Here is a 22,679-nt window from a genome sequence, read left to right as displayed (position 1 = left end):
CATATACTGGATGGATTCTGTGAGGACAGCGTCAGTGGTCTTTTGCGTCCAGCCGATAGGCAAATTCCCAGGAATTAGACAGATCGCCCAGGAAACGCAGCACCGGAATTTTCTGAAAACCGATTTTCTCGTAAAATTGGTGGCCTTCGACAAAGCGCGTGTCGGTCCACAAGCGGATGGAGTGGCCATTGCGGCTGTCTACCAGATCCGTTGCGAGATTGAACATGGACCAAGCCAGCCCCTGTCCACGTGCCTTTTTGGACACATAGACCTTGAACAGCTCGAACACGCCCGGCGTGAGGCTTTCGGCAATGGCGAGTGATCCGACGATTTCGCCATCTTCCTCGGCCACCCAGATTTGACCTCCCATGGCAGCATAGTAGCTGGCCGGATGGGCAAGTTCGGCATATTCCTCATCCACGAAATGGCAGTTTTCATAATCCTTGAAAATTCCGGTGATCAACCGGGCAATGGCGGGGCCATCCTCGTCGGTTGCTGGGCGGATATAGCTGAAACTCATGGAGAAACGGGCCTTCGAAAATGAGATTTGGGGCGTATCTAGCGATAGATTGCTATGCCGACACCGTTGCGTCTTGCCTGATCGACGATCTCGGCAATGGCCGGATCCTCGACATTGCCCGTCACGGTCAGCACCCGCACGACGGTGACAAAGCTGTAGCCGTTCTTTTCCAGAACCTTCTTGGCCTCTTCGCGAGCGAAACCGGCATGCTCGCTCTCAATCGCCACAATGAAGTTGCGGCGCTGCAATTGCGTTTGCGGTGGTTTCGGGGCTTCACTGGCCCGTCCCTGAACACAGAAAATCATTCGCACGTCTCTTTGGAACCTAATAAAGCCGACTCATAAAGATAACAGCCCCGTCTGTCGAGATGTTATCCTTAACAACAGCTCTCAGGAGGGGGAAGTCTCCCCAACCAATGTGGGTTGCTTGCCTTTTGATCTGTTCAAGCGGTATCTTTCTGCGCCCAGCTCATGCGTTTGCGATAGATGGTCGAAGGGCTGATTTCGAGTGCTGCGGCGGCGCGGGAAATATTTCCGTCGAAATGGCTGAGAGCACCTTCAATGATCTGCTTCTCCTGTTGCCAGAATGGCTGAATCATCTCTGACATGGCCGAGCCGATCTGACGCAGTTCAACAATCGCCTGATCAAGATCCTGATCAAATCCCTCGTCCCGCTGCAACAGGTCCGGCAAGTGTTCCGCTTCTACCACCGCACCGTCAAACATCACGGTGAGGCGGCGGATGATATTCTGCAACTGCCGCACATTGCCCGGCCAGCGATAGGCCTTGAGCATCTGCTCGGCTTCAAAGCTGAACATCGAGAAGCTCTTGCCTTCCTCGCGGGCATATTGGGCAAGGAAGCTGGAGGCAAGTGACATGATGTCACCGGCCCGCTCGCGCAGGGGCGGCAGATGGATCGGCAAGACATGCATGCGATAGAAAAGATCTTCTCGGAACCGCCCGGCACGCACTTCCTTGAGCGGATCGCGATTGGTCGCGGCAATGAAGCGGATGTCGAGCTTGATTTCCTTCGAGCCTCCGACCCGGCGCAGGCTGCCGGTCTGGATGAGCCTTAACAGCTTGGCTTGCAGATCCAGCGGCATTTCGCCGATTTCGTCAAGAAACAGGGTGCCGCCGTCCGCCAGCTCGGCTGCGCCGGTGCGGTCATCCACCGCGCTGGTAAAGGCTCCGCGTACATGACCGAATATTTCCGATTCCATGAGATCGGCCGGAATTGCGCTGCAATTGATGGCAATGAAGGGGCCGGATTTGCGCGAGGAACGCGTATGCAGCGCCTGGGCGCAGACTTCCTTGCCAGTCCCCGACTCCCCGGTAATGAAAACCGGGGCCTTGGAATTGGCGATCCTCAGAATCTGGTCATAGACCCCCTGCATGGCCGGAGACTTGCCGATGAAACCTTCGAAATCGCGCATCACTTCGCTTTTCGGCGTGAGCGTTGCGCGCCCATTGCTGCTGCCGCTGATTTCAAATCCCCGTTGGGACAACATCTGTTGCGTCTTTGAGGGCTCGCTATGCGGGGCAGGGCGATGGTCGGCAAGCATCTCGCTCATGCGATGGCTGAGCGCTTCGGGAGAGACCGGACGGGCGATGAAATCATGCGCCCCGGCCTGCATTGCCGCAACAGCTCGCGAAACCGAGCCATTTTCGCTGAGAGCCAGCAACAGCATGTTGGGATGGCGCGAGGCGAGCCGCGACAGAAGCTTGAGCTCTTCATCCCCGTCAAATGTGATCAGGGCACAGGCTGGCTCCATCAAAAAACTGGCCGGAGCCTTGTCGTCAAACATCTGAAAATCACATGGCTGGTCCAACTTTTCCTCTAGAAGGCCCGAGAGCTGATCATTGATCACGCGGCGGAAAGTGGGATCAGAACTGACAACTGCGATGCGGACTGAATTTGGATCCGCGTGTCCTGATGACATGATGGTTGCACCCCTATTGAATTCTCTTCTGCTGCCATGTTGCGCAAACAGGGTAAACAAAGTCTTGTCATTTCCGATTATGGCGATAATTACCGCGCCTTTTTGCCGCAATTTGCGAAAATCCGCTAAACTATGGTGTGTAAACTATTGAGAAAACTCCGAACGCAGGGGCAATAAGCCAGCTTTATTGAGTTCCGAATGCAGAATTCAAAGAGCAAAGACAGGTGCCAGAGTCGTTTGTTAAAGGATATGCATCAGGTGCAATGCCCAAGAAACCGTGTCGAGCAGGAACATGGGGCCGTCTTTGAAATTGGCAATGATCCAAGGTCTGAGCTCCATGATCGCAAGGATCAGAATGAGCAGATAAAGCGTGAAGAACAGGGAGAAACCACCAAGCCCCAACGCGGTGTCAAACTCGTTGCGGGGACGCTGAATTTTCTCCTTGAAAAATGCTTTCCACGGCATCGGCAGCCATGTGGTGGCGCTCACAAGGACAATGCAAAGATGAAAGCTGGTGGGCACAAGAGTGCTCAGCAGACTGACATAAAGCCATGCGTAGCCTCCTCGTTTTTCTGAATCACCCAAATCTTGCAACAGCTCACCCAGCGGCAGGAACGGATGGACAGAAAGGGCGTTGATGCCTGCAATGATCAGGCAAAGCGTTAAGGACAGACCAAACAGATAGACAAGCGCCAGGCCAATATCCATCAAGCCATAAACAAGGGTGGGAAATCTGCCACCCTTGAGCCCGGCGCGCAATAGGCTAAGCGTGGTGCCATAGGATAAATAGTCAAACACCGCATTGACCAAGGGCAGGATACAAATCGCAAAGACAAAAACTTGTCTTGACTGGAAGTGTGCATATTGGGACAAGAAAAAAATCGCTAAAACTCCTGTAATCATTCCCAATATGCATATTAAAAAGTAAGTAAGTTTGCTATTTTTGCGCCAGATCAAATAACCAAATGCGGGGGCGATGGTAAATGTACCAACAGACGCAAATGATATTGTGCTGAGATCTGAGAGTGTGTTAGTGACTATGCCTGCAAACGCGATAGCTGTTATACCAGTACATACTCCTATAACTAAACCTTTAAATATAACTGAAAATACGATTAAACCAACGATTACGCTGACAAATGCTTCTTGGCCTGAGAACTCGTTTATAAAAGCTATTGAAACTATTATGAATGCTGCAACTGTAGCGCCATAAAGACTTTCCCAAAGCCTTTTCCAACGTTTATTTGGATTGCTTGAAGGAAATAATTCAGTCCAAAATAGAAAAAGAGGAGTGGCCATAAATACGAGGCGCCAATGCCACTCGGCAGGCAATAAGGGTTTGTACTCTCCAATCCCCGTTGGTTCATTGGTGATCGCCCATTGCAACAGCAGGAAATAGAGCGGATAGATGATTGCTAGCTTGAGGGCCACGTCCATCACCGGCCATGAAAAGGCGTCGCGTCTTAATCGCAAAGCCTCTCGTTTGCCATGCGCTTTCGGGTCCTGATACCAGAAAAAGCGAGCAAGCCAGCCTTTCGGTTTGGGAGCTTCGCGTCCATTCTCCGGCTCGATCATCCGCGAGATGGCCTTGTCAAACGAGCGCACCCGATGGGTATAAAGCGGCTTGAAATTATCCCGCTCGCCAACCCAGCTTGATAACTTGTCGCGATCAACAAGGCCCAAGGTGGCGATTACAAAAATGAAAAGCAGCAGCGCCACGGCAATCCAGACTGCAATCGGGCCTTCAGGCTTTATGGGCGTTAAAATGCCAACTGCAATTGCAATGATGATCGCCGCATAGATCTGCAAGGCCGTGGTGAAGCTGATGATGCTGCCGCCACCACCTTTGTCGCCTCCCTGGCGATGGCCTCCACCCGCATTTGCCTCTTGTGACGGCTCCTTGTCAGTCTCTTGCCTCGTCTTCCCTGCTCTTGCCATTCCCGTCCCCGGTCTTGCCTTTTGTCCAGGTTATCCTGCAATAGGATTATGACAGTTGCAATGGCCGTTGCTCGCAGGGCGTGCAAAAACAACAGCGCGGTCCAAAAAGGGGCCGCGCTGGTTGCGATAGTTGATTCCATTGAGAAAAAGGGGAGGCGGCTCAGGTTCGTTTCATTGAGACCCGGTTTGTTCAGATGCCGCTCTTCAGATGCTCTTGTTCAGGCAAGCTCTGCGGGAAAGCCTGCCTCCTCGATGGCATTGCGGATGGCGTCCGGTGCGGCGCTGGAGGCAACCGACACAGAGCCATTTTCAAGCTCGACGCTGACATCCGCGTCCGCATCGACCGCCTTGATGGCCTCTGTTACCGATTTGGCGCAGCCACCGCACATCATTTCCTTTACATTGAGTTTAATCATTGTTCGGCCTCTATTCGCTGGCAATTTGAATTGCTTCGATTAATGTTGAGTGCGAAAACTATATTTAGATTTGCAGGCAAGCGCAATGCGCGCGGTGGACCCGCCGGAAACGGGTGAACAAGGCAAAGAGAAAGACCAAACAAATGAGCGACAAAAAGGTGGCAATTGCTTTTGGTGGCGGCGGGGCTCGCGGCCTGTCCCACATCTGGATCATGGAGGCCCTTGACGAATTGGGCGTGCGCCCGAGCGCCCTGTCCGGCACCTCGATCGGCGCTCTGGCTGCGGTCTGCTATGGTTCGGGCATACGCGGCGCAGATCTGCGGGACTATTTGCTGGAAACCTTTTCCAACACGGGCGAAGTGCTGTCCCGCTTCTGGAAACACCGCCCGCGCAGCTTTTCCGATTTGCTGTCGGTGCAAAATCCCCGCGCCAGCTGGGCCCAGTTCGACCCTGAATGGGTGGTCGAGACCTTTCTGCCCCCCGAGGTGAAACGCGACTTCGCCGAACTGGAAATCTATACCAGCCTGTCGACAACCGACTATTTCGGCGGCAGGGAAGTGATACGGGACGAGGGCGACATCCTGCCAGCGGTTGCCGCCTCCATCGCCATTCCGGCCCTGTTCCGGCCAGTTGAGATCGACGGGTTGTTGCTGGTCGATGGCGGTTGTGTCAATCCGATGCCTGTCGACCATGTGCGCTCACGTGCCGATATCGTCATCGGGGTGGATGTGGTCGGCGTGCCGCTCAAGCCGGCAGAGGGCAAGTTGGGCGGATTTGAAATGGGCTTTGGCGCAACCCAGATCCTGATGCAGACGATCCAGTTGGAGAAAATGCGTCACGACAAGGTAGATCTGCTCGTCCAGCCCTATGTCAATGATTTTAAACCGCTCGAGTTCCTCAAGGCCTCTGACATTCTGGAAGCCAGCAAGGATACAAAGGAACAGGTAAAACAGAGCCTTGGGGCTTTGCTGGAGTGCTGAGGAAGGCAACAGCGGAGCCTTTTGCTCAGGACTCGACAATGGGGTGTGTGAAAGGGCTGCTCGGCTCAGTTGCGAGCGATGATTTCCCGGCCTGAAAGCTTAGGCAACTCGCCACGGTGACCAACCTTGCGCCGTGTCAGGAAACGCGGACGACGAAGCGCAAACTGGGCGTGATGGCGACGCGGTTTCACGGTTTCACTGCGGGCGTTATACAATGCATAGCCCTCGACAAGGGCCGGTTCATAACCGTCGGCTCCGAGGGGATGATGCAACAGGCGCAGGCCGTAGCGATTTGACCATGCTTTCCAGTCGATCGCAGCGTCTTCCAGATCCGTGGTCACCATCAGGGGAACCGTGAGCGACGGATCGTCATGCACCAGTTCCAGGATGCAGATGACCGGGTTGCCTTCCCGTTTGCCGACCAGAAAACGTGCGCCGATCCCCTTGTAGTAGGAGAGGGGAACCCGCACCAGAAGCGGCAGGCCACAGGAAAGGTGGCATTCCACCAGCAGTTGGTCATTCTTGATCTGGACAATGCCCGGAACCTGAGCTCCAAACAGGGCTGTTTCGCTGAAGCCTGACAGCTCCGCAGCCTTGCTGCGAATGTCTGCGGAGCGGAAATATTTTGCGATATTGTGGGGGTCGACTCGCGCCGCCCCCTCAACCTGATAGGAAATGGCTTTCGTGTAATTATGTTGTTCTTGACGCCTCACGTGCCTTCTCCTGTGAGCCCCGTTTCGGGTGCTTCTTTTTTGGATAGACACAGATTAGCAAAAGGATTTGTGAAATTGCTTAAGAGGCAGGGTTAAAAAAGCGTGATATTATATAGGGTTAGGGAATGGTTACCGCTGAGCGTCCTTTACGTTTTGGCAACCAGTTTGCTCCAAGAGTAGAGCAGGGTGCTGACGCCTTTTTGCTTGCCCAAGCCTCAGAGACGCCCTAAGACATATAGGATGGTTCCACACCGAACACCAACAAATCCAACAACAAGAGAATCCATGTCCGACCTCCTCGATCAGTCAATCATTCAGGACCGTGCACAACATCTGGTTCGTGCAGCCATGAAAGCGGGAGCCGATTCCGCCGATGCTGTCGCCGCAAGAGCCATTTCCAGTTCTGTGGGGCTTCGAGACGGCGCCCTGGAAGAGAATGAGCATTCTGAAAATGACTCTATGGCGCTTAGGGTGTTCGTTGATGGACGCAAGGCATCGATCTCGACCAACACGACGCAGGATCCCGCGATCCTGACCAAACTGGCCGAACGGGCCGTCGCCATGGCGCATTTGTCGCCGCCAGATCCCTTTGCGCGTCTGGCCGCAGAGAGCGACCTGATGGATCAGGCGAAAATCGCCCGGCGCGTGGCTGCCCTTGACCCCGCTGACATGACCGTTCCTTCCACGCAGAAACTGACGAAGATTGTCGAGGAAGCCGAAGAGGCCGCCCTTGCCGTGGACGGGGTGACCAAGTCGGGTGGCGCAAGTGCCGGCCATTATCTCGGTGGCGTCGTGCTGGCCACATCCCATGGTTTTGTCGGCTCCTATCTGTCCTCGCGCATTTCCTTTTCCGTCACCGCCATCGCCGGGCAAGGCACCACCATGGAGCGGGACTATTCTTTCTCCGCGACGGTTCATGCCGACGACTTGAAAACCCCGGATTATGTCGGCCGCCGTGCTGGCGAACGTGCCGTCGCGCGTCTCAATCCCGCCAAGCTTGAAACCGGCACTTATGATGTCCTGTTCGAGCCACGGGTTGCGACCTCTCTGATCGGCCATTTTGCCTCTGCCATCAATGGCGCTGCAATCGCTCGCCACACTTCGTTTCTGAATGACAAGCTGGGACGTCAGGTCTTCCCCAAAGGCATTTTCATCAATGATGATCCTGCCGTTTGGCGCGGTCTGGGCTCTCGGCCCTTTGATGGAGAAGGGGTTGACTGCAAGCCTTTGGCGCTGGTCGAGGATGGCTATCTCAATCAATGGATTCTCGATAGTGCAACGGCCGCCGAACTGGGCATGAAGTCCAACGGACGTGCCTCCCGCTCGGGCGCCAACCCCTATCCGGCGACCACCAACCTGCGCCTTGAAGCAGGCTCGCACACCAAGGAGCAACTGATCTCGGGCATAAAGGACGGTATCTACATCACCGACCTTATCGGGCAGGGAGTCAATGGCGTGACGGGCAACTATTCGCGCGGTGCGTCTGGCCTGCGCATCAAGGATGGCAAACTGGCCGAGGCCATTTCAGAGATTACCATTGCGGGCAATCTGGTCGACATGTTCGCCCGGATGATTCCCGCCGACGACCTGACATTTGAACATGCGGTCAATGCGCCCTCCATTTTGATCGAAGGAATGACCGTTGCCGGAAGATAAGACTTTGAAAGGCTCAGGTCATGTTTATGCCTTTCCCGAAGACAGGCAATTGCTCGAGGATATTGCACGCCAAGCCGGTCAGCTTGCCTTGCGGTATTTCAACCGCGATCCGGAAGTCTGGACCAAGGGCAACAACAGCCCGGTAACCGAAGCCGATATTGCGGTTGACAGATTTCTCAAGAAAGTGCTGCTTGAAGCCCGTCCGGAATATGGCTGGCTTTCGGAGGAAAGCGAGGACGACAAGATTCGCCTCGACAAGCAACGGGTTTTTGTCGTCGATCCCATTGATGGCACCCGAGCCTTTATCGATGGTGGTTCGGAGTGGACCATCTCGCTTGCCATCGTCGAAGACCATCGACCCGTTGCCGGGGTGCTGTTTGCTCCGGTGCGCGGGGAAATGTATACCGCTTCTCGTTTCGGTGGGGCCACTCTCAATGGGGTAAAACTGACCTGCCCGCGTCTGGCAAGCCTTGATGGCGCGCGCGCAGCCGGACCGCGCCCGGCAATTGCCAAGGGGCCGCTGGCTCGCGCCGGGGTCCGGAATGCCGGTTATATTCGCTCCCTTGCCTATCGTATTGTCATGGTGACAACCGGCGCTCTTGATCTGGCGTTGGCGCGTGAAGGGGCCCATGACTGGGATATCGCCGCCGCAGACCTTATTGTAGAGGAAGCCGAAGGCGTGTTGCGCGACAAATCAAACCGGGTGCTGCGCTACAACCGGGCGTCGGTCAAACATGACAGTCTTTACGCCTCCTGCCGCGCGCTTGGGCGCCTGGCTGCTCCCTGTATGCCCACCCTGCATTTCCCGCAAAGGCGTTAGGGCAAGCCACAAACAAGGATGGAGCGAGAGGCACTTTGCGTATCCGGGCAATAAGGGTCGAATCCTCCACGTAAGATCTTCTGGTACGGGTATCCGGTTCTTTTGGCCGGGGAAAACTCGATATGGACTTGCAAAATGAACTGCTGCGCCAAATTATGCGCGCAAAATAACCGCTTTGAAACCGAACTGGGAAAGACCTAATCGTGCGAGCCTTGCTCAAGAAAATTCTACGCTCAAAAACGGTTCTCACATTCGGTGGTCGCCTGATTGCGCTCTGGCTCAGACTCGTTCACAAGACCACCCGTCTGGTCAATGACCCCGAAGAGGGCTACCGCCGCGTTGAAGGGCACTATCCGGCCATCGTTGCGCTTTGGCACGGACAACATTTCATGGTGCCTCTTGTCAAGCGCAAGAAGGATCCCTTTCGCGCCCTCGTTTCGCGCTCGGGTGACGGGCATCTGAATAGCGTGGCTGCGGAAAGTCTCGGGGTTGGTGTGGTTCGCGGGTCAGGTGGTCGCAACCGTGCAAAGACCCTGTCCAAGGGTGGCATCTCTGCGCTTAAAAATCTGGTTTCCTGCCTCAAGGAAGGGGTAGGGGTCGTCATGACGGTCAATGTGCCCAAGACCGGTGCAAGAGAATGTGGCCTTGGTGTTGTGACCTTGGCCAAGCTTTCAGGCCGACCGATCATCCCGGCCGCTTACGCATCTTCAAACCGAATCGATCTCGATACATGGGACAAGGCCTCTATCAATATGCCATTTGGTCGCGCGGCCTTTATCATCGGCGATCCGATCTATGTCGAAAGGGATGCGGATGAAGAGACTCTCGAAATTATGCGACTAAAAGTTGAGTCGGCGCTGAACGACGTAACGCGCGAGGCCTATGGTCGGCTCAAAAACTGACTTGCCTGATTTCCCTTGAAACGGAATGGCTTTAGGCGATAAACTCCGCAGCGGGTTGCGTTCATGTCAAGGTCGGTTGATCATCAATATTAGACAAAAATACCGATACTTGTGATTGTAGGGGGTGGTCTGCGTCAAAGCTTCTGTGTAAAAAGCATAGTTTGCGGATTGCAGGAACGTCCAGACATAGTATGAGCCCCTTTAGGGGGGGACAGTTTTGGCTGTTCAAAACAGTTTCGCTGCCATCTTTTGGGCCAGAAGGTGGAGCCATACTGCAAAAAACAAAAATGGAAAAGTCATGGACTGGTCAGGACGTATAGCACTTTCTACTTATCGCATGGCAGGATATGCGTTGAGCCCTTTTGCTCCGCTTCTTGTGGCCCTTCGCAACCGCAAGGGCAAGGAAATCCCGGAGCGTCGCAAGGAGCGCTATGGCAAGACGCAGATCAAGCGCCCGAAAACGGCTCTGATCTGGGTGCATGCGGCCTCTGTGGGGGAAACCAACGCGGTGATGCCGCTCATCAATCAGATCGCCCAGAACGGTACGACCGTTTTGCTGACGACTGTTACAGTGACCTCCGCTGAGGTTGCGCGCAAACGTCTGCCCAAGAACGCGCTGCACCAGTTTGTGCCTTTCGATATCGCGCCCTTTGTCAATCGTTTCCTTGATCATTGGCAGCCCGATATGGCCTTGTTTGTCGAGTCCGAGATCTGGCCTTATATCATGACGGAACTCAGTCGTCGCGACATCCCGATGATCGTCGTCAATGGCCGCATGTCGGAACGCTCATTTGCCCGCTGGTCGAAATTTCCCACCGCCGTCAGAAGCATGTTCTCCAACGTCCCTCTTTGTCTTGCCCAGAGCGAGGAGGACCGGCAGCGATTCGCCCAGCTTGGGGTGGCGCAGGTGGAAACGACAGGCAATCTGAAATTCGATGTGCCGCCTCCGGCAGCCAATGAAGCCGAACTGCAAAGAATGCGGCAGATGATCGGCAACCGCCCTGTCTGGGTCGCGGCAAGCACGCATCCGGGCGAAGAGCGTCTGCTTGCGCAAGCCCATTATCGCATGGCGGTTCGCATTCCCAATCTGCTGACCATCATCGTGCCGCGCCATCCCGAGCGGGGCGAAGAGATTTTCAAGGAACTGAGCGGTATCGTGCCCTATAGCCAAAGGCGCTCGACAGATCCCGAGCTGTTTCCGAAGACACAGGTTTATCTGGCCGACACCCTCGGCGAACTGGGCCTGTTTTATCGTCTCTCGCGCGTTGCCTTTCTCGGCGGCTCCCTTGTGCGTCATGGCGGGCAGAACCCGATTGAACCTGCCCGACTTGGTTGCGCCATTCTGCATGGCCCCAATGTCAGCAATTTCTCGGAAATCTATCGGGCTCTCGACCAGTCCGGGGGAGGGGAAAGCGTCAACTCGGAACGTGACCTGACCAACATTCTGGCTCGCCTGTTTGCTTCGCCTGCCGAAATCGACCGCCGTGCGGAGTTGGCCCGGCGTGCCTTGCGGCCATTTTCCGGAGCTCTCGACACCACGATGGTTGCGCTCAATCCGTTTCTGGAGCCCCTCAAGATCAATGCCGAACTGAGAAGGACGAACAATCAGTAACGGTTGACGAAGGAGAGACGCGCATGAAGGCACCTGAATTCTGGAACGAGCGCTCGACGCTTGCCTGGTTGCTCTATCCTGTCAGTCTGATTTACGGTCGTTTCTCCTTGCAGCGCATGAACAGAAAAGTGCGCTACAAAGCCCACATTCCCGTTTTATGTGTCGGTAATCTGGTTATGGGGGGCGCTGGAAAGACCCCCACTGCGCTGGCTTTGGGCAAGGCCGCCGCAGACCTGCGTCTGTCGCCGATCTTTCTTACCCGCGGCTTCAAGGGCAAGGAAGCCGGTCCCCTTCGCGTTGATCCTCAGACGCACACAAGCGAAGATGTCGGCGATGAGGCCCTGCTTCTGGCCAAGGTTGCCCCGACTGTCGTCGCTCGGGATCGGGTTGCTGGTGCAAAGCTGGCAGAAGAGATTGGCAAACAATTGGGCGGAGCCCTCATCATCATGGATGACGGATTTCAGAATCCCTATCTGTTCAAGGATTTCAATCTGGTTGTCGTCGATGCCCAGCAGAGCATAGGCAACAGCATGGTGTTTCCCGCAGGTCCCTTGCGAGCGCCGCTCAACCCGCAGATCCGACGCGCCAATCAGTTGGTGATCGTCGGCGATGGGGCCCATGCTCCGCGTTTGCGGCAGTTGCTTGCAAAATTGGGAAAATCCACCACGCGGGCCTGCATCAAGCCCGCCAAATGCAGGATGCTTGGTGGCACGCGCGTCTTTGCCTTCTGCGGCATTGGCCATCCCGACAAGTTCTACCAGACGCTGGAAGAGCTCGAACTTGATATCATCGACTATCAGGATTTCGACGATCACCACGCCTTTACCAACGAGGAGGCCGAGGCCATTCTCGAAAGGGCAAAGGCGCAAAATCTTGATATCGTGACAACCTCCAAGGACCATGTGCGGTTGAAGCTGGCCGGTCCTGCGGGTGAGAAACTGGCCCGCAAGGCTCAGATCATCGCGGTGGAAATGGCCTTTGACGACAACGGTTTCCCCCGTCGCGTCCTGGAGCAGTGCAGCCGCAATTTTTCACGTCGCTAGTGCGCGCAAAAAGGCTCCTGAGCCAACCGCCTCAGGATTTCCTGGCGGCTGCTTCCTTCTCTGCCTTGTAGGAGGCAGCAGGATCGATATAGGGCTCCTGCCGGTCAACGGACCAGTATTTCAGATCGTCCAGTGGAATGGGCCTGCCCGTCACGGCGCACGTGACATAAGAGCCGCTCCGAATGATCTGATAGTCGCCATCCCTATATTTGATTTGAGCTTCCTTGCCGGAAGTGGGCAATGTAATCATCATGATTTCAGCCTGATTTCTTTTCTGGTCTTGTTCTCGCCTATGAGACTTTATCGCGTACCATGACGCCGAATACCAGACCTTGAGGCAGCAAAACTCAATTTAGTGCCGATCAGAGGCCGAGCAGGGGACAACCCGAGGCGGCACAGCGCAAACCTACATGTTGCCCTTGCCTGAGGAGAAGGGCGACAGGGCCCGGCGATACCAGACATCTTCCGAGCGTGCTTTTACCGCTTTGCCCGGCATGTCCCTGTCACGATGGATGACATAATAACAGGTCAGGATCGCCAGAAGTCCGAACAGCATCGACCCGGCCGCTTGACCGATCATAGCCCCTTCTGCGCCGGCAAGGCGCGTGCCCAGCAGGACGGTTGGTATCGTGCCAATCGTGGCCCGGCCCCAGTTGAAGAATGTGGAGTAGGCCGGATAACCCAGATTGTTGAAGGCGGCGTTTGAGACAAACAGAAAGCCCATGAATATGCCGCTCAAGGCAATCCAGTTACAGAAATAACGGACAAATTCCGCCGCATCGCCTGAAGCGCCGAAAATGTGGATGATGAGATCCTGAGCAAGAAACAGGATCAGCCAGACGGCAATGGTGTAACCGAAGACGAAAATCATGCTGTCGCGCAAGGTGATGCGCACCCGGTCATGCAGACCCGCCCCGAGATTCTGGCCAAAGATCGGGCCAACCGATCCGGAAAGCGCAAACAGAGCCGTCCAGGAGAGCGGGATAATACGCCCGACAATGGTCCATCCGGCCACCGCTGCGTCACCAAAATCGGCAATCGCCATGGTAACATAGGCATTGCCGACCGGGGTGGCGATATTGGTCAGTACCGCCGGAATGGCGATTGGGAACAGAACTTTCCAGTGGCCCAGAAGATCGCTGCCGCTCAACGGGCGGCTGATCATCCTGTTCGCAAACAGGGTCCCGCGGAGTCCCATGCCAATCATCACGCAACGCGAGAGCACCGAAGCGATTGCTGCCCCTTCAATGCCGAGATCAAGCGCGAAAATGAAAATCGGATCGAGAATTGCCGTCGTGAAACCACCGGCAAGGGTCACATACATGGAGCCTTTCGCGTCCCCGTTGGCGCGCATGATCCCGGCCAGCATCATCGAAACACCAAGCAGCGGCATCGAGGGAATGACAATCGACAGAAAGCGCGTGGCAATGTCTTTTGTATTGCCCGCTGCCCCAATGAAGCCAAGCAATTCCGGGATGAAGGAAAAGATCACGCCTGCCAGCACGATCATCAGCATCAGCACCGCGAGCAGGGCACTGCCCGAGCGCCTTTTTGCAAGCTCGTAGTCTCCCGCCCCAAGGGCTCGCGCGGTAATGGCTGACCCACCGATCACCATGCCGATACCAAGGGCATTGTTGAAAAACATGATCGTCGCCGAATAACCGATTGCCGCGGCGAGTTCGGCCTGCCCGAGCATGGAAATATAAAAGAGGTTGGCAAAATCGACCGCGAACACAGCCACAAGACCGACGGAGCCGGTTGCCGTCATGGTGATGACATGGCGAAAAATGGAGCCGGTGAGAAATTTCGCCTGCTCTCCCTGTTTCCTTGCCATCGACGGGCCGCTGGACTGTGGGGTTGGCACATTGTCTTTGGTCATGAGGGCACCTGAAATCGGGTTGTCGGAAAAGAGACATGAGAAAAGAAACCGCGCCCACCGCAAAGGTGAACGCGATCAATCATTATGTCCCCAATATAGGGCGATATTTCTGACTTAACAGGGCAAATCATCAATCACATCATACATGTGGCTGACTGAGCCCTCTCCAACGCCGAGGCTGGAGCCCAAAGATCCGACGAGTTGCACCCGAGACCGGGATGCCTTGAACGGTTCTTCAGTGTTTCCCGCCCGGCTTGCCGCGATGGCCTTTGCGCTCCTTGCGAGGCCCGTCATCAAATCGTGCCCGACCCTCGTGGCGCTTGTCTCCTCGCCGTGAGGGGCGGGTGGGATCATATTTGCGTTTGTTGTTGGCAGCAGGGCGACGTCCCCGACCGCCGGATGGTCCGGAGACCTCTGCTGGACGATCGCCGATCTTGTCGATCCTGAGGCTCTTCTCGCCCGTCCCTTCCGTTTCCATCACATCCTGAAAACGGTCGGCCACGTCTGGAGCCAGCTCGAACACGGTCTCGGATTCGAGAATGCGAATGAAGCCAACCTTTTTCTTCGAAAAACCGCCAACCCGGCAGATGATCGGCAGCAACCAGCGCGGTTCCGCCCGATGCTTGCGACCGGCATTGATCCGGAACCAGACGCCATCCTCGAAATCGGACCGCTCCTTGCCGCCACGCGGTTCGTCCATTTGCTGCTGGCTCAGCTCGATCAGTTCCTCAGGAGCCGGATAGTTGGCCTGCTGGCTTGCCAGGAAGGCATGCGCCACCTGTTCGGCCCCGAAGGTGGCGATCAGATTTTGCGCCAGCGCCAGTTCATCCCCTTCCGGGACTTCCTTCAGGCGCGGATAATCGAAGATGCGCTCCTGATCGCGTTTGAGAATGTCGTCGATATTGGGTACCGACTCCCAGTTCACCCGGATACGGGCAAATTTCAAGAGGCGATGAACCAGGTTGCGCTTGTTCTGTGGCACGACGATCGCGCAATTGCCCTTGCGACCGGCCCGGCCTGTCCGGCCCGAGCGATGCAACAGAACTTCCGAGTTGTTTGGCAGATCCGCATGGATCACGAGATCAAGATTAGGTAGGTCGATGCCGCGGGCTGCCACGTCGGTAGCCACACAGACCCGCGCCCGGCCATTGCGCATGGCCTGCAAGGCATGGGTTCGCTCGGTCTGGCTCAACTCGCCAGACAGGGCCACCACCGCAAAGCCCCGGTTGGACAGACGCGAAGACAAGTGCCGCACCATCTCGCGGGTTGAGCAGAAAATCATGCTGCTTGGCGCTTCATAATAGCGCAGCACATTGATGACCGCCTTTTCCTTGTCCTTGGGTGAGACGATATGAGCGTGATAGTCGATATCGGCATGCTGCTGACGCTGCTCTGCGGTCGTGATGCGCAAGGAATCCCGCTGATAGGTCTTGGCCAGCTCCTCAATCGGTTTTGGCACCGTTGCGGAAAAGAGGAAGGTCTGCCGGTCTTCTGCCGCGTTGGAGAGAATGAATTCGAGATCTTCGCGGAAACCCAGATCCAGCATTTCGTCCGCTTCATCCAGAACACAGACCTTGAGCGCTGACAAATCGAGCGAGCCGCGCTCGAGATGGTCCCGCAGACGTCCCGGCGTTCCCACCAGAATGTGACAGCCATGGGCAAGATCGCGCCGCTCGCGGCGAATGTCCATTCCCCCGACACAAGAGGCAACCTGAGCGCCACATTCGGCATAGAGCCATGTGAATTCCGCCTTGACCTGCAAGGCAAGCTCGCGAGTCGGGGCAATGATCATGGCCATCGGTTCTGCTGCGCGGGGCAGTCGTCCGTCATGGCCAAGCAGGGTGTCTGCCATGGCAAGGCCGAAGGCAACCGTCTTGCCAGACCCGGTCTGGGCCGAGACCAGAAGATCGCGCCCCTTGGCGTCAGCTTCGATAATGGCTTGTTGAACCGAGGTGAGGCTTTCATAGCCGCGATTGGCTAAAGCGGTGGCGAGCGCAGGATGTACGCTGTCGTGAAGAGTCATAAATAGGCTTTCCGGGAAATCCCTGCTGGCGCGGAGCCAGCCAACATTATTATGTTTCCCGCGTCTAGAAGCCGTCCCCTGTCATGTCTTGCTGAGCAAGACAGTCTCAAATGGCCATCGATTGCACGGGGTGAAGCCACTACATAGAGGAGGTTGGGCCAAAGGTCAATTGCCCTCCGGCGATAAGATGGGATGTATGGAAAAGACGGTCGTAACGATGACGGAGCAGGAGCGGGGCCTGTGTTGGACACGCGCGATGCTTGGTGGTCTTTTCACCTCAACGCCGTGCGGTTGACAACGGCAGAGGCCTGCTACCGATTGCGCTCCTTTTCAATCGCCATCCGGGTCCGCATGTCGGCGATCTGATTTTCAAGAGCCTTGCGACGAAGAGGATCCTTCACCTGATCCAGACGTTTGATGAGTGCCTGCAATTTGCCATTGAGAAGAACATAATGCGGCTTTCCTCCCTGCTCGGCAATGATCCGGGCAAGAATGTCATCCGTCGTCTGCAAAAGATCCTCCAGCGGCTTGCCGGCATTGTGCAGATCGGACAAATCGCCATTATCGATCGCTTCTTGAATACGTGTTTCTATCAAATGATCGAGAGGGTGCTTAATCATGGCATGCAACTAGTGAGTTGTAAATTACTAACAAAGTCATAACAGAAATCTATAGAAACATGAATTGTTGAATATATTCTGATATTTGCGTACGAAATTCGGCCCTCAAGGTATACTTGTAAACCATTGGGAAACAATTTTGGGAAATATTTTACTTAACGAAACTATCTTCTGAAACATAACAAAAAACTATGTAGTCCCCCAAATAGCTCAGTGCCGGAGCAAAACAATGACCTCGCTTTTGAAGAGCCTTTCAGGCCGTCTATATTCTCTTGTAGCCTTCTTTGTCCTCTCTTTCATCCTGTTGGTTGGGTATCAATTGGTCAATCTTGACAAAAACCTCAACGGATTTAAACAGCATGAGTTGCAGAGTGTCGTAGAAAGTGCCTACAACGTTGCTGGTGAATTCTACAACAAGGCTCAAAGTGGTGAGCTTTCGGAAGAAGACGCCATGGCAAGGGCCAAGGAAGCACTTCGGGGCATGCGATATCAGGGCAAGGATTACGTCTTTGTCTTTGATGGTGCTGGCCTCAATCTGGTCCATCCAGCCCAGCCGCAAAAAGAAAATACCAACATGATGCAGGACCGTGACGGAAACGGCAAATATCATGTTCGCGAATTCATCGAAATGGCCATAGCCAATGGCGAAGCCTTTGTCGACTATGTCTGGGCCGACAATAACGACAAGTTCCACGACAAGATCACCTATGTGAAGAGCTTCGAGCCATGGGGCTGGGTGTTGGGATCTGGTGTCTTGACCGAGGATGTGACCGCTGCCTTCTGGGAAGCGGCTCGAAATTCGGGCATCATCGCCTTGCTTCTGGTGGTCGTTGCCGGTGGATTTGGTTTCTTCCTTGCGCGTTCGATTGCTCGTCCGATCGCCAAACTGAATTCGGACATTCTGGCCATCGCGGATCATCAGCTTGATATCGAAATCGCCGGTCGTGAACGCGGTGACGAAATCGGAGCCATGTGCCGGGCGGTCGAAGACTTCCGCCTCGGTGAGAAAGAACGGCTGCGTCTGGCAGAGATGGAAAAACAGAATGACGCCGAACGCATGCGCGCAGCAGAAAGAACGGCTCAACTGATTGCTGCTTTCCGCGAAAAAATTCGCTCCAATATCGATGCCGTATCTTCTCGTGCCTCCGAAATGGAAGAGGCTGCCAATCAGCTCGAGGTGATTGCCAATCAGACCGAGGCAAGCTCCACACAGGCCGCCGCCTCCTCTCAGGATGCGTCCAACAATGTGCAGTCGGTTGCCTCAGCGGCTGAAGAATTGACCGCATCGATCAACGAAATCATGCAACAGGCCGTGCGCAGTCGTGAAGTGGTCGCCATTGCTACGGAAGACACCAAGATCTCCAACAGCAAGGTTGCCGAACTGGACGAAGCCTCACGCAAGATCGGCGAAGTGGTCAGTCTCATTCAGGCCATTGCCGAGCAGACCAACCTGTTGGCGCTCAACGCGACGATCGAAGCGGCAAGAGCCGGCGAAGCAGGCAAGGGCTTTGCGGTCGTGGCTGCCGAAGTCAAGGAACTGGCCAACCAGACCTCCAAGGCAACCGAGGAAATTACCGGCCTCATCAATGCGATCCAGCTTTCAAGCGGCGAGACTGTGGAATCCATCGCCAAGATCGCAAGGGTCATGGAAGAGGTGGACGGTTATACCTCCGCGATTGCGACCGCCGTCGAGGAACAGGGCGCAGCCACTGGCGAAATCGCCAGCAATGTTCAGCGCGCAGCAAGCAGCACCCATTCGGCTTCTGAAAATATGAGCGACGTTTCCGAAAAGGCAACTCTGACCACCCAGTCCGGTCAGACAGTCAAAGGAGCAACCGAACAGCTCAAATACAGCGCCCAGGAACTGCAAAATCAGATCGAAGGCTTCATCAAGGATGTTTCTGCGGCCTGATTTTTCCAATGAAGCAGACGAGCCGTCAAGGCTCAGCTGCACCTTCAGGATTGACGAAGAAGGGAGTGGTCTCAAGCCACTCCCTTTTGGTTTTGGGCCGTTTCCGATGCTTCCCGAAAAAAACGGTCAGACTGCTAGCAGACGCTGCCGAGCAATAGCCTGGCATTGCCCGGATGCTCCCCGATCCGGCGGATCGCATAAGGCCACCAGTCCTCGCCAAAGGGAACATAGAGCCTGACAAGGGCCCCTTTGCCCATCAGCTGTTCGGCCAGGTCCGGACGGATGCCATAAAGCAACTCGAACTCATAGCTTCCCGCATGCCAGCCGTTTCTGTCTGCCTGTTGCAGAATGTGGGCCTGTGTGCCGGTGTCATGCGTGGCGAATATTGGATAGAAGCCGCTCTCTCTGGCGCGATGCGAGAGCATCAGGTCGACCAGTTGCAGATAATTCTCTCTTATCGCCCTTTGATTGACATGGGAGACTTTTGCCGCGGCAGGGAATGCTCCCTTGACCAGTCTGACCTTGCCACCCGTTCCAATGATCCGGTCCAGGTCATTCGTTGTGCGCTTGAGATTGGCCTGCAAGGTGATCGCCACCGGATAGCCATCCTGATTGAGCCGATGATAAAGCTCAATCGTCTGCCCAACCGTGGAATGGTCCTCCATGTTGATCATCAGGCAATGCTGTCCATCTCTGCCGGTGGTGGCATGTTGCAGGCCAAAGGCAAGGGGCCAGAAAGTGCCCGCCCCGGTATCCCAATTGATCCCACATCCCATGTGGGAGGGAGAGACAGAGACATGCCCGTCAACTCTTGCAGACTTCAAAAGGGAGATCAGACAGTCGAGAACGGCCACATTCCGCTCGATGAGCGTGCTGTTTCTGGCGTCGTTGCCCAAGTGATGGAAGGAGGTTCTTATCCCCTTTTGCCGCAGTCTTTCGGCCATATCAAGCGCTGCCACCGCGTTACTTTCGCCCACGAAGTGTCTGGCAAGGCGTTTGGTATTCTTGCTGTTCTGCATATAGCTTTGGAGCGGCGCGGAGCGCGCCAGCGCAATCATGAGCGATTGCCAAGCCCTTTTCACAATGTGTCCCCCCCCCCATTGCATTGAGAAAATTTGGCTCTTCTTGCAACAAGGGAAAATAGAATGTCATTGTGACATTTGTTCGCAAGGCCTGTTGTCTGCATCAAATATGCAAAATCAGGAGTAGCGCGGTGGAAAAACACACCAGATGTCCGGTCTGTTGGCCTTGCCGGGAGGGAAACGGGGAAAGGAAAAGGCTTTCACGGGCCCCGATCAGGCCCGCGTTCCGCCAACCGTGATTCCATTCAGCCGCAAGGTCGGTTGCCCGACACCGACCGGAACGCCCTGTCCCTGTTTGCCACAGGTGCCGATGCCGGTATCAAGCTGCATGTCGTTGCCGATCATCGAAATCCGCTTCATCGCTTCCGGACCATTGCCGATCAGCGTTGCACCCTTGACCGCAGGGCCGATCTTGCCATCTTCGATCAGATAGGCTTCGGTGCAGGAAAAAACAAATTTTCCCGACGTGATATCGACCTGCCCTCCGCCAAAATTGACCGCGTAAAGGCCTTTCTTGACAGAGCTGAGAATTTCCTGCGGGTCATGTTCGCCCGCTTCCATGATGGTGTTGGTCATGCGTGGCATCGGCAGATGCGCATAGGACTGACGCCGACCGTTGCCCGTTGACTGACTGCCCATCAGGCGACCATTCTGACGGTCCTGCATATAGCCCACCAGAATGCCATCCTCGATCAGAGTCGTGCGCTGGGAGGGGGTGCCTTCATCATCGATATTGAGCGAGCCGCGCTTGCTCTCGATCGTTCCGTCATCGACAATTGTCACGCCCTTGGCGGCGACCTGCTGGCCCATCAATTCGGAGAAGGCAGAGCTTTTGCGCCGGTTGAAATCGCCTTCAAGACCGTGCCCGACTGCTTCATGCAGCAACACGCCCGGCCAGCCGGGACCTAGCACCACATCAAGCTCACCGGCCGGTGCCTCGATGGCGTCCAGATTGACCAGCGCCTGCCGGATGGCTTCGTCGGTGGCATTGCGCCAGCCGCCCTGAAGGCCATTTTCTTCAAGATAGAAATCATAACTGTTGCGCCCGCCAAAGCCATGGCTGCCCGCTTCCTTGCGTTTCCCATCGTCCACCACAACAGACACATTGAGACGCACCAGAGGGCGAACATCCTCGAACCACTGGCCATTGGGTCTGAGGATCGCCACACGGCGCCAGTTGCCCATGAGCGAGGCGGTGACCTGCTTGACCCGAGGATCCTTGTCGCGCGCGTAACTGTCGATTTCTTCCAGCAGTGCGATTTTTCGGCCCAGCGACAAATCATCGACCGGGTTGAAACTGCGATAGATCTGATGGTTCGTGCGCTCGGGTGCAAGAGCCCAACTGCCCGAATGGCCCTGAGCCACACCGCGCACAGATTCGGCTGCGCGACGAATGGCCTTCATGTCCATCTCGCCAGAATGCGCATAGCCCGCCATTTCTCCGGCGACCGCCCGCATGCCAAAGCCCTGACCCGTATCGAAGGCTGAGCTTTTCAGGCGCCCATTGTCAAAGACAAGGCTTTCCGACTGGGTTTGTTCAAAAAACAATTCGCCATCATCTGCCCCGTTCATCGTATCGGCGAGCAAGAGCCGCAATGCTTCCTTGTCAAGCCCGTAGCTGTCGAGCAAATCTCCCCCTTCTCCCTGTATGAGGCTCGACGCGGGAGCGATAACCTTTAGGGAAGCGGGCAAATGAGAGGATGAGGGATGCATGGGAGGCCTGTTGCTTGTGTGGCGGTTCTGTGACGTACTTCTAGACATAAGGTGCTTGCTGACCAATATCCAGCTAAACATTTAGTCAATCGCAAACGCAGCAGGAAAAAAGATGCACCTGTTAGGAAATTGGTGAAAATGCGTATTTCTGGATATAGACAAATATTGCTCGAGATTGAGGCGGCAACATTCGGTTAACCATATCCTGATAAAATCGTTAACCATAACGACATAGTGGCAAAATCCAGAAGGAGAATGGCCATGATCAGTGGTGCGTCAGCCTATATGCCGATCTTCAGGATCAGCAACAAGGACGCTGTCGACATAATGGTCAATAAATATGACACCGACCAGGACGGCTATCTCAATATTGACGAAGCGCAGAATGTGCCGATCCTCAGTCGAACCAATTTCGAGACTGCGGACTCTTTTGGCGACGGAATGCTTACGGATCAGGAATTCATCTCCTATCTCGATCAGATGAAAATGGAAATCGGGCAGGGCAACACAAACCCGATGGTGCTTTTGATGTCCGGTCAGGGCATCGACGAGGACACCTTTGCCGAGATTCTCGAAGAAGCGGAAGCTCAGGAAAGCAAGCAGACCTTCATCGAATATATGAACCACCTCACCGAGGAATATGAAGCGGCCCAGAAAGAAGTCGGCAGCGAACTGGATGTCTCGGCCTGATTGAACAAATGGTGCGACGATGGAGCGACCTTGATCATCCCGATGGCAGGGTCGCTTTCATTTGCCCGCATTCCCCCGTTACTACCCATACCCTCTTGACCCACAGGTCCCCCTTCGACAGACTGTCCCGGCTTTTGAACCGCGTATGGCGACTTCCATCTCTCGGAGTGTAAGCTTCTGAAAGAGCATGGAGAATGTGCGCCGAGGGGCTTTGGGAATCA

General features: G+C 55.2%; 21 protein-coding genes. 9 read left to right on the top strand and 12 right to left on the bottom strand.

Going from position 1 to position 22,679, the window contains the following annotated elements; all coding sequences use genetic code 11:
* Positions 1-31 precede the first annotated feature (31 nt).
* From ACHZB8_RS15280 to ACHZB8_RS15260, 5 genes are all read right to left on the bottom strand, one after another.
* Positions 32-520: a GNAT family N-acetyltransferase gene (locus ACHZB8_RS15280; protein ID WP_316861573.1), complete on the bottom strand. Its 489-nt coding sequence runs from the start codon at positions 518-520 to the stop codon at positions 32-34.
* Between the two features lie 38 nt (positions 521-558).
* A complete protein-coding gene (locus ACHZB8_RS15275; protein ID WP_316861572.1) occupies positions 559-825 on the bottom strand; it encodes a hypothetical protein in 267 nt (88 codons plus the stop codon).
* Between the two features lie 137 nt (positions 826-962).
* Positions 963-2,459, bottom strand: coding sequence for a sigma-54 dependent transcriptional regulator (locus ACHZB8_RS15270; RefSeq protein ID WP_316861571.1), 1,497 nt, complete (start codon positions 2,457-2,459; stop codon positions 963-965).
* 240 nt (positions 2,460-2,699) lie between these two features.
* Positions 2,700-4,397 (bottom strand): hypothetical protein, encoded by a 1,698-nt coding sequence (locus ACHZB8_RS15265; protein WP_316861570.1) that lies wholly within the window; start codon positions 4,395-4,397, stop codon positions 2,700-2,702.
* A 218-nt stretch (positions 4,398-4,615) separates the two neighbouring features.
* Entirely contained in the window at positions 4,616-4,813 is a 198-nt protein-coding gene (locus ACHZB8_RS15260) for a heavy-metal-associated domain-containing protein (RefSeq protein WP_316861569.1), read from the bottom strand.
* A 143-nt stretch (positions 4,814-4,956) separates the two neighbouring features.
* Between ACHZB8_RS15260 and ACHZB8_RS15255 the strand changes: the two genes are divergently transcribed.
* Positions 4,957-5,793 carry a patatin-like phospholipase family protein gene (locus ACHZB8_RS15255; RefSeq protein WP_316861568.1) on the top strand — a complete coding sequence of 279 codons (837 nt, stop codon included), beginning with the start codon at positions 4,957-4,959 and terminating at the stop codon, positions 5,791-5,793.
* Positions 5,794-5,858: 65 nt separating this feature from the next.
* On the opposite strand, the gene ACHZB8_RS15250 is transcribed toward ACHZB8_RS15255, so the two are convergent.
* Complete coding sequence (locus ACHZB8_RS15250; RefSeq protein ID WP_316861567.1) at positions 5,859-6,506, bottom strand: DUF6101 family protein; 648 nt, start codon at positions 6,504-6,506, stop codon at positions 5,859-5,861.
* A 285-nt stretch (positions 6,507-6,791) separates the two neighbouring features.
* Here ACHZB8_RS15250 and ACHZB8_RS15245 point away from each other — a divergent pair, with 285 nt between their 5' ends.
* From ACHZB8_RS15245 to lpxK, 5 genes are all read left to right on the top strand, one after another.
* Positions 6,792-8,162 (top strand): TldD/PmbA family protein, encoded by a 1,371-nt coding sequence (locus ACHZB8_RS15245; RefSeq protein ID WP_316861566.1) that lies wholly within the window; start codon positions 6,792-6,794, stop codon positions 8,160-8,162.
* Positions 8,149-8,982: a 3'(2'),5'-bisphosphate nucleotidase CysQ gene (locus ACHZB8_RS15240; protein WP_316861564.1), complete on the top strand. Its 834-nt coding sequence runs from the start codon at positions 8,149-8,151 to the stop codon at positions 8,980-8,982. The genes ACHZB8_RS15245 and ACHZB8_RS15240 overlap by 14 nt, the downstream gene beginning before the upstream one ends.
* 203 nt (positions 8,983-9,185) lie before the next feature.
* A complete protein-coding gene (locus ACHZB8_RS15235) occupies positions 9,186-9,884 on the top strand; it encodes a lysophospholipid acyltransferase family protein (RefSeq protein WP_316861563.1) in 699 nt (232 codons plus the stop codon).
* A gap of 298 nt (positions 9,885-10,182) precedes the next feature.
* Positions 10,183-11,496: a 3-deoxy-D-manno-octulosonic acid transferase gene (locus ACHZB8_RS15230; RefSeq protein WP_316861561.1), complete on the top strand. Its 1,314-nt coding sequence runs from the start codon at positions 10,183-10,185 to the stop codon at positions 11,494-11,496.
* A 23-nt stretch (positions 11,497-11,519) separates the two neighbouring features.
* Positions 11,520-12,539, top strand: coding sequence for a tetraacyldisaccharide 4'-kinase (lpxK, locus tag ACHZB8_RS15225; RefSeq protein ID WP_316861560.1), 1,020 nt, complete (start codon positions 11,520-11,522; stop codon positions 12,537-12,539).
* 31 nt (positions 12,540-12,570) lie between these two features.
* On the opposite strand, the gene ACHZB8_RS15220 is transcribed toward lpxK, so the two are convergent.
* Together ACHZB8_RS15220 and ACHZB8_RS15215 are read right to left on the bottom strand one after the other, a co-directional pair.
* On the bottom strand, positions 12,571-12,792 hold the full coding sequence (locus ACHZB8_RS15220) for a DUF2093 domain-containing protein (protein WP_316861559.1): 222 nt from the start codon (positions 12,790-12,792) through the stop codon (positions 12,571-12,573).
* A 153-nt stretch (positions 12,793-12,945) separates the two neighbouring features.
* Positions 12,946-14,418, bottom strand: coding sequence for an MATE family efflux transporter (locus ACHZB8_RS15215; RefSeq protein WP_316861558.1), 1,473 nt, complete (start codon positions 14,416-14,418; stop codon positions 12,946-12,948).
* Between ACHZB8_RS15215 and ACHZB8_RS15210 the strand changes: the two genes are divergently transcribed.
* Entirely contained in the window at positions 14,306-14,536 is a 231-nt protein-coding gene (locus ACHZB8_RS15210; protein WP_394706208.1) for a DUF6767 domain-containing protein, read from the top strand. The two genes, ACHZB8_RS15215 and ACHZB8_RS15210, sit on opposite strands and share 113 nt — an antisense overlap.
* Positions 14,537-14,653: 117 nt before the next feature.
* Here ACHZB8_RS15210 and ACHZB8_RS15205 read toward each other — a convergent pair whose 3' ends face one another.
* Together ACHZB8_RS15205 and ACHZB8_RS15200 are read right to left on the bottom strand one after the other, a co-directional pair.
* The gene (locus tag ACHZB8_RS15205) at positions 14,654-16,441 is read right to left on the bottom strand and encodes a DEAD/DEAH box helicase (protein WP_316861557.1); all 1,788 of its coding nucleotides are present in this window, start codon (positions 16,439-16,441) and stop codon (positions 14,654-14,656) included.
* 311 nt (positions 16,442-16,752) lie between these two features.
* A complete protein-coding gene (locus ACHZB8_RS15200; RefSeq protein ID WP_316861555.1) occupies positions 16,753-17,061 on the bottom strand; it encodes a DnaJ family domain-containing protein in 309 nt (102 codons plus the stop codon).
* A 229-nt stretch (positions 17,062-17,290) separates the two neighbouring features.
* Between ACHZB8_RS15200 and ACHZB8_RS15195 the strand changes: the two genes are divergently transcribed.
* Positions 17,291-18,973: a cache domain-containing protein gene (locus ACHZB8_RS15195; protein WP_316861554.1), complete on the top strand. Its 1,683-nt coding sequence runs from the start codon at positions 17,291-17,293 to the stop codon at positions 18,971-18,973.
* Between the two features lie 134 nt (positions 18,974-19,107).
* On the opposite strand, the gene ACHZB8_RS15190 is transcribed toward ACHZB8_RS15195, so the two are convergent.
* Both ACHZB8_RS15190 and tldD read right to left on the bottom strand, forming a co-directional pair.
* Positions 19,108-20,031: a proline dehydrogenase family protein gene (locus ACHZB8_RS15190; protein WP_316861553.1), complete on the bottom strand. Its 924-nt coding sequence runs from the start codon at positions 20,029-20,031 to the stop codon at positions 19,108-19,110.
* Positions 20,032-20,268: 237 nt separating this feature from the next.
* Entirely contained in the window at positions 20,269-21,768 is a 1,500-nt protein-coding gene (tldD, locus tag ACHZB8_RS15185) for a metalloprotease TldD (protein WP_394706209.1), read from the bottom strand.
* 261 nt (positions 21,769-22,029) lie between these two features.
* Here tldD and ACHZB8_RS15180 point away from each other — a divergent pair, with 261 nt between their 5' ends.
* Positions 22,030-22,458, top strand: a complete 429-nt coding sequence (locus tag ACHZB8_RS15180) for a hypothetical protein (RefSeq protein WP_316861549.1) — start codon at positions 22,030-22,032, stop codon at positions 22,456-22,458.
* Positions 22,459-22,679 lie beyond the last annotated feature (221 nt).

Source organism: uncultured Cohaesibacter sp., from assembly GCF_963556055.3.
Lineage (GTDB): Bacteria > Pseudomonadota > Alphaproteobacteria > Rhizobiales > Cohaesibacteraceae > Cohaesibacter.
This window is presented reverse-complemented; position numbering and strand designations above follow the sequence as displayed.

Bases quoted from the DNA above. Each gene is read 5' to 3' on its own strand.
- ACHZB8_RS15275 (WP_316861572.1), bottom strand. From the start codon at position 825: ATGATTTTCTGTGTTCAGGGACGGGCCAGTGAAGCCCCGAAACCACCG.
- ACHZB8_RS15195 (WP_316861554.1), top strand. From the start codon at position 17,291: ATGACCTCGCTTTTGAAGAGCCTTTCAGGCCGTCTATATTCTCTTGTA.
- ACHZB8_RS15270 (WP_316861571.1), bottom strand. From the start codon at position 2,459: ATGTCATCAGGACACGCGGATCCAAATTCAGTCCGCATCGCAGTTGTC.
- ACHZB8_RS15245 (WP_316861566.1), top strand. From the start codon at position 6,792: ATGTCCGACCTCCTCGATCAGTCAATCATTCAGGACCGTGCACAACAT.
- ACHZB8_RS15205 (WP_316861557.1), bottom strand. From the start codon at position 16,441: ATGACTCTTCACGACAGCGTACATCCTGCGCTCGCCACCGCTTTAGCC.
- ACHZB8_RS15210 (WP_394706208.1), top strand. From the start codon at position 14,306: ATGGTGATGACATGGCGAAAAATGGAGCCGGTGAGAAATTTCGCCTGC.
- lpxK (WP_316861560.1), top strand. From the start codon at position 11,520: ATGAAGGCACCTGAATTCTGGAACGAGCGCTCGACGCTTGCCTGGTTG.
- tldD (WP_394706209.1), bottom strand. From the start codon at position 21,768: ATGCATCCCTCATCCTCTCATTTGCCCGCTTCCCTAAAGGTTATCGCT.
- ACHZB8_RS15255 (WP_316861568.1), top strand. From the start codon at position 4,957: ATGAGCGACAAAAAGGTGGCAATTGCTTTTGGTGGCGGCGGGGCTCGC.
- ACHZB8_RS15215 (WP_316861558.1), bottom strand. From the start codon at position 14,418: ATGACCAAAGACAATGTGCCAACCCCACAGTCCAGCGGCCCGTCGATG.
- ACHZB8_RS15265 (WP_316861570.1), bottom strand. From the start codon at position 4,397: ATGGCAAGAGCAGGGAAGACGAGGCAAGAGACTGACAAGGAGCCGTCA.
- ACHZB8_RS15260 (WP_316861569.1), bottom strand. From the start codon at position 4,813: ATGATTAAACTCAATGTAAAGGAAATGATGTGCGGTGGCTGCGCCAAA.
- ACHZB8_RS15230 (WP_316861561.1), top strand. From the start codon at position 10,183: ATGGACTGGTCAGGACGTATAGCACTTTCTACTTATCGCATGGCAGGA.
- ACHZB8_RS15180 (WP_316861549.1), top strand. From the start codon at position 22,030: ATGATCAGTGGTGCGTCAGCCTATATGCCGATCTTCAGGATCAGCAAC.
- ACHZB8_RS15190 (WP_316861553.1), bottom strand. From the start codon at position 20,031: ATGATTGCGCTGGCGCGCTCCGCGCCGCTCCAAAGCTATATGCAGAAC.
- ACHZB8_RS15200 (WP_316861555.1), bottom strand. From the start codon at position 17,061: ATGATTAAGCACCCTCTCGATCATTTGATAGAAACACGTATTCAAGAA.
- ACHZB8_RS15280 (WP_316861573.1), bottom strand. From the start codon at position 520: ATGAGTTTCAGCTATATCCGCCCAGCAACCGACGAGGATGGCCCCGCC.
- ACHZB8_RS15220 (WP_316861559.1), bottom strand. From the start codon at position 12,792: ATGATGATTACATTGCCCACTTCCGGCAAGGAAGCTCAAATCAAATAT.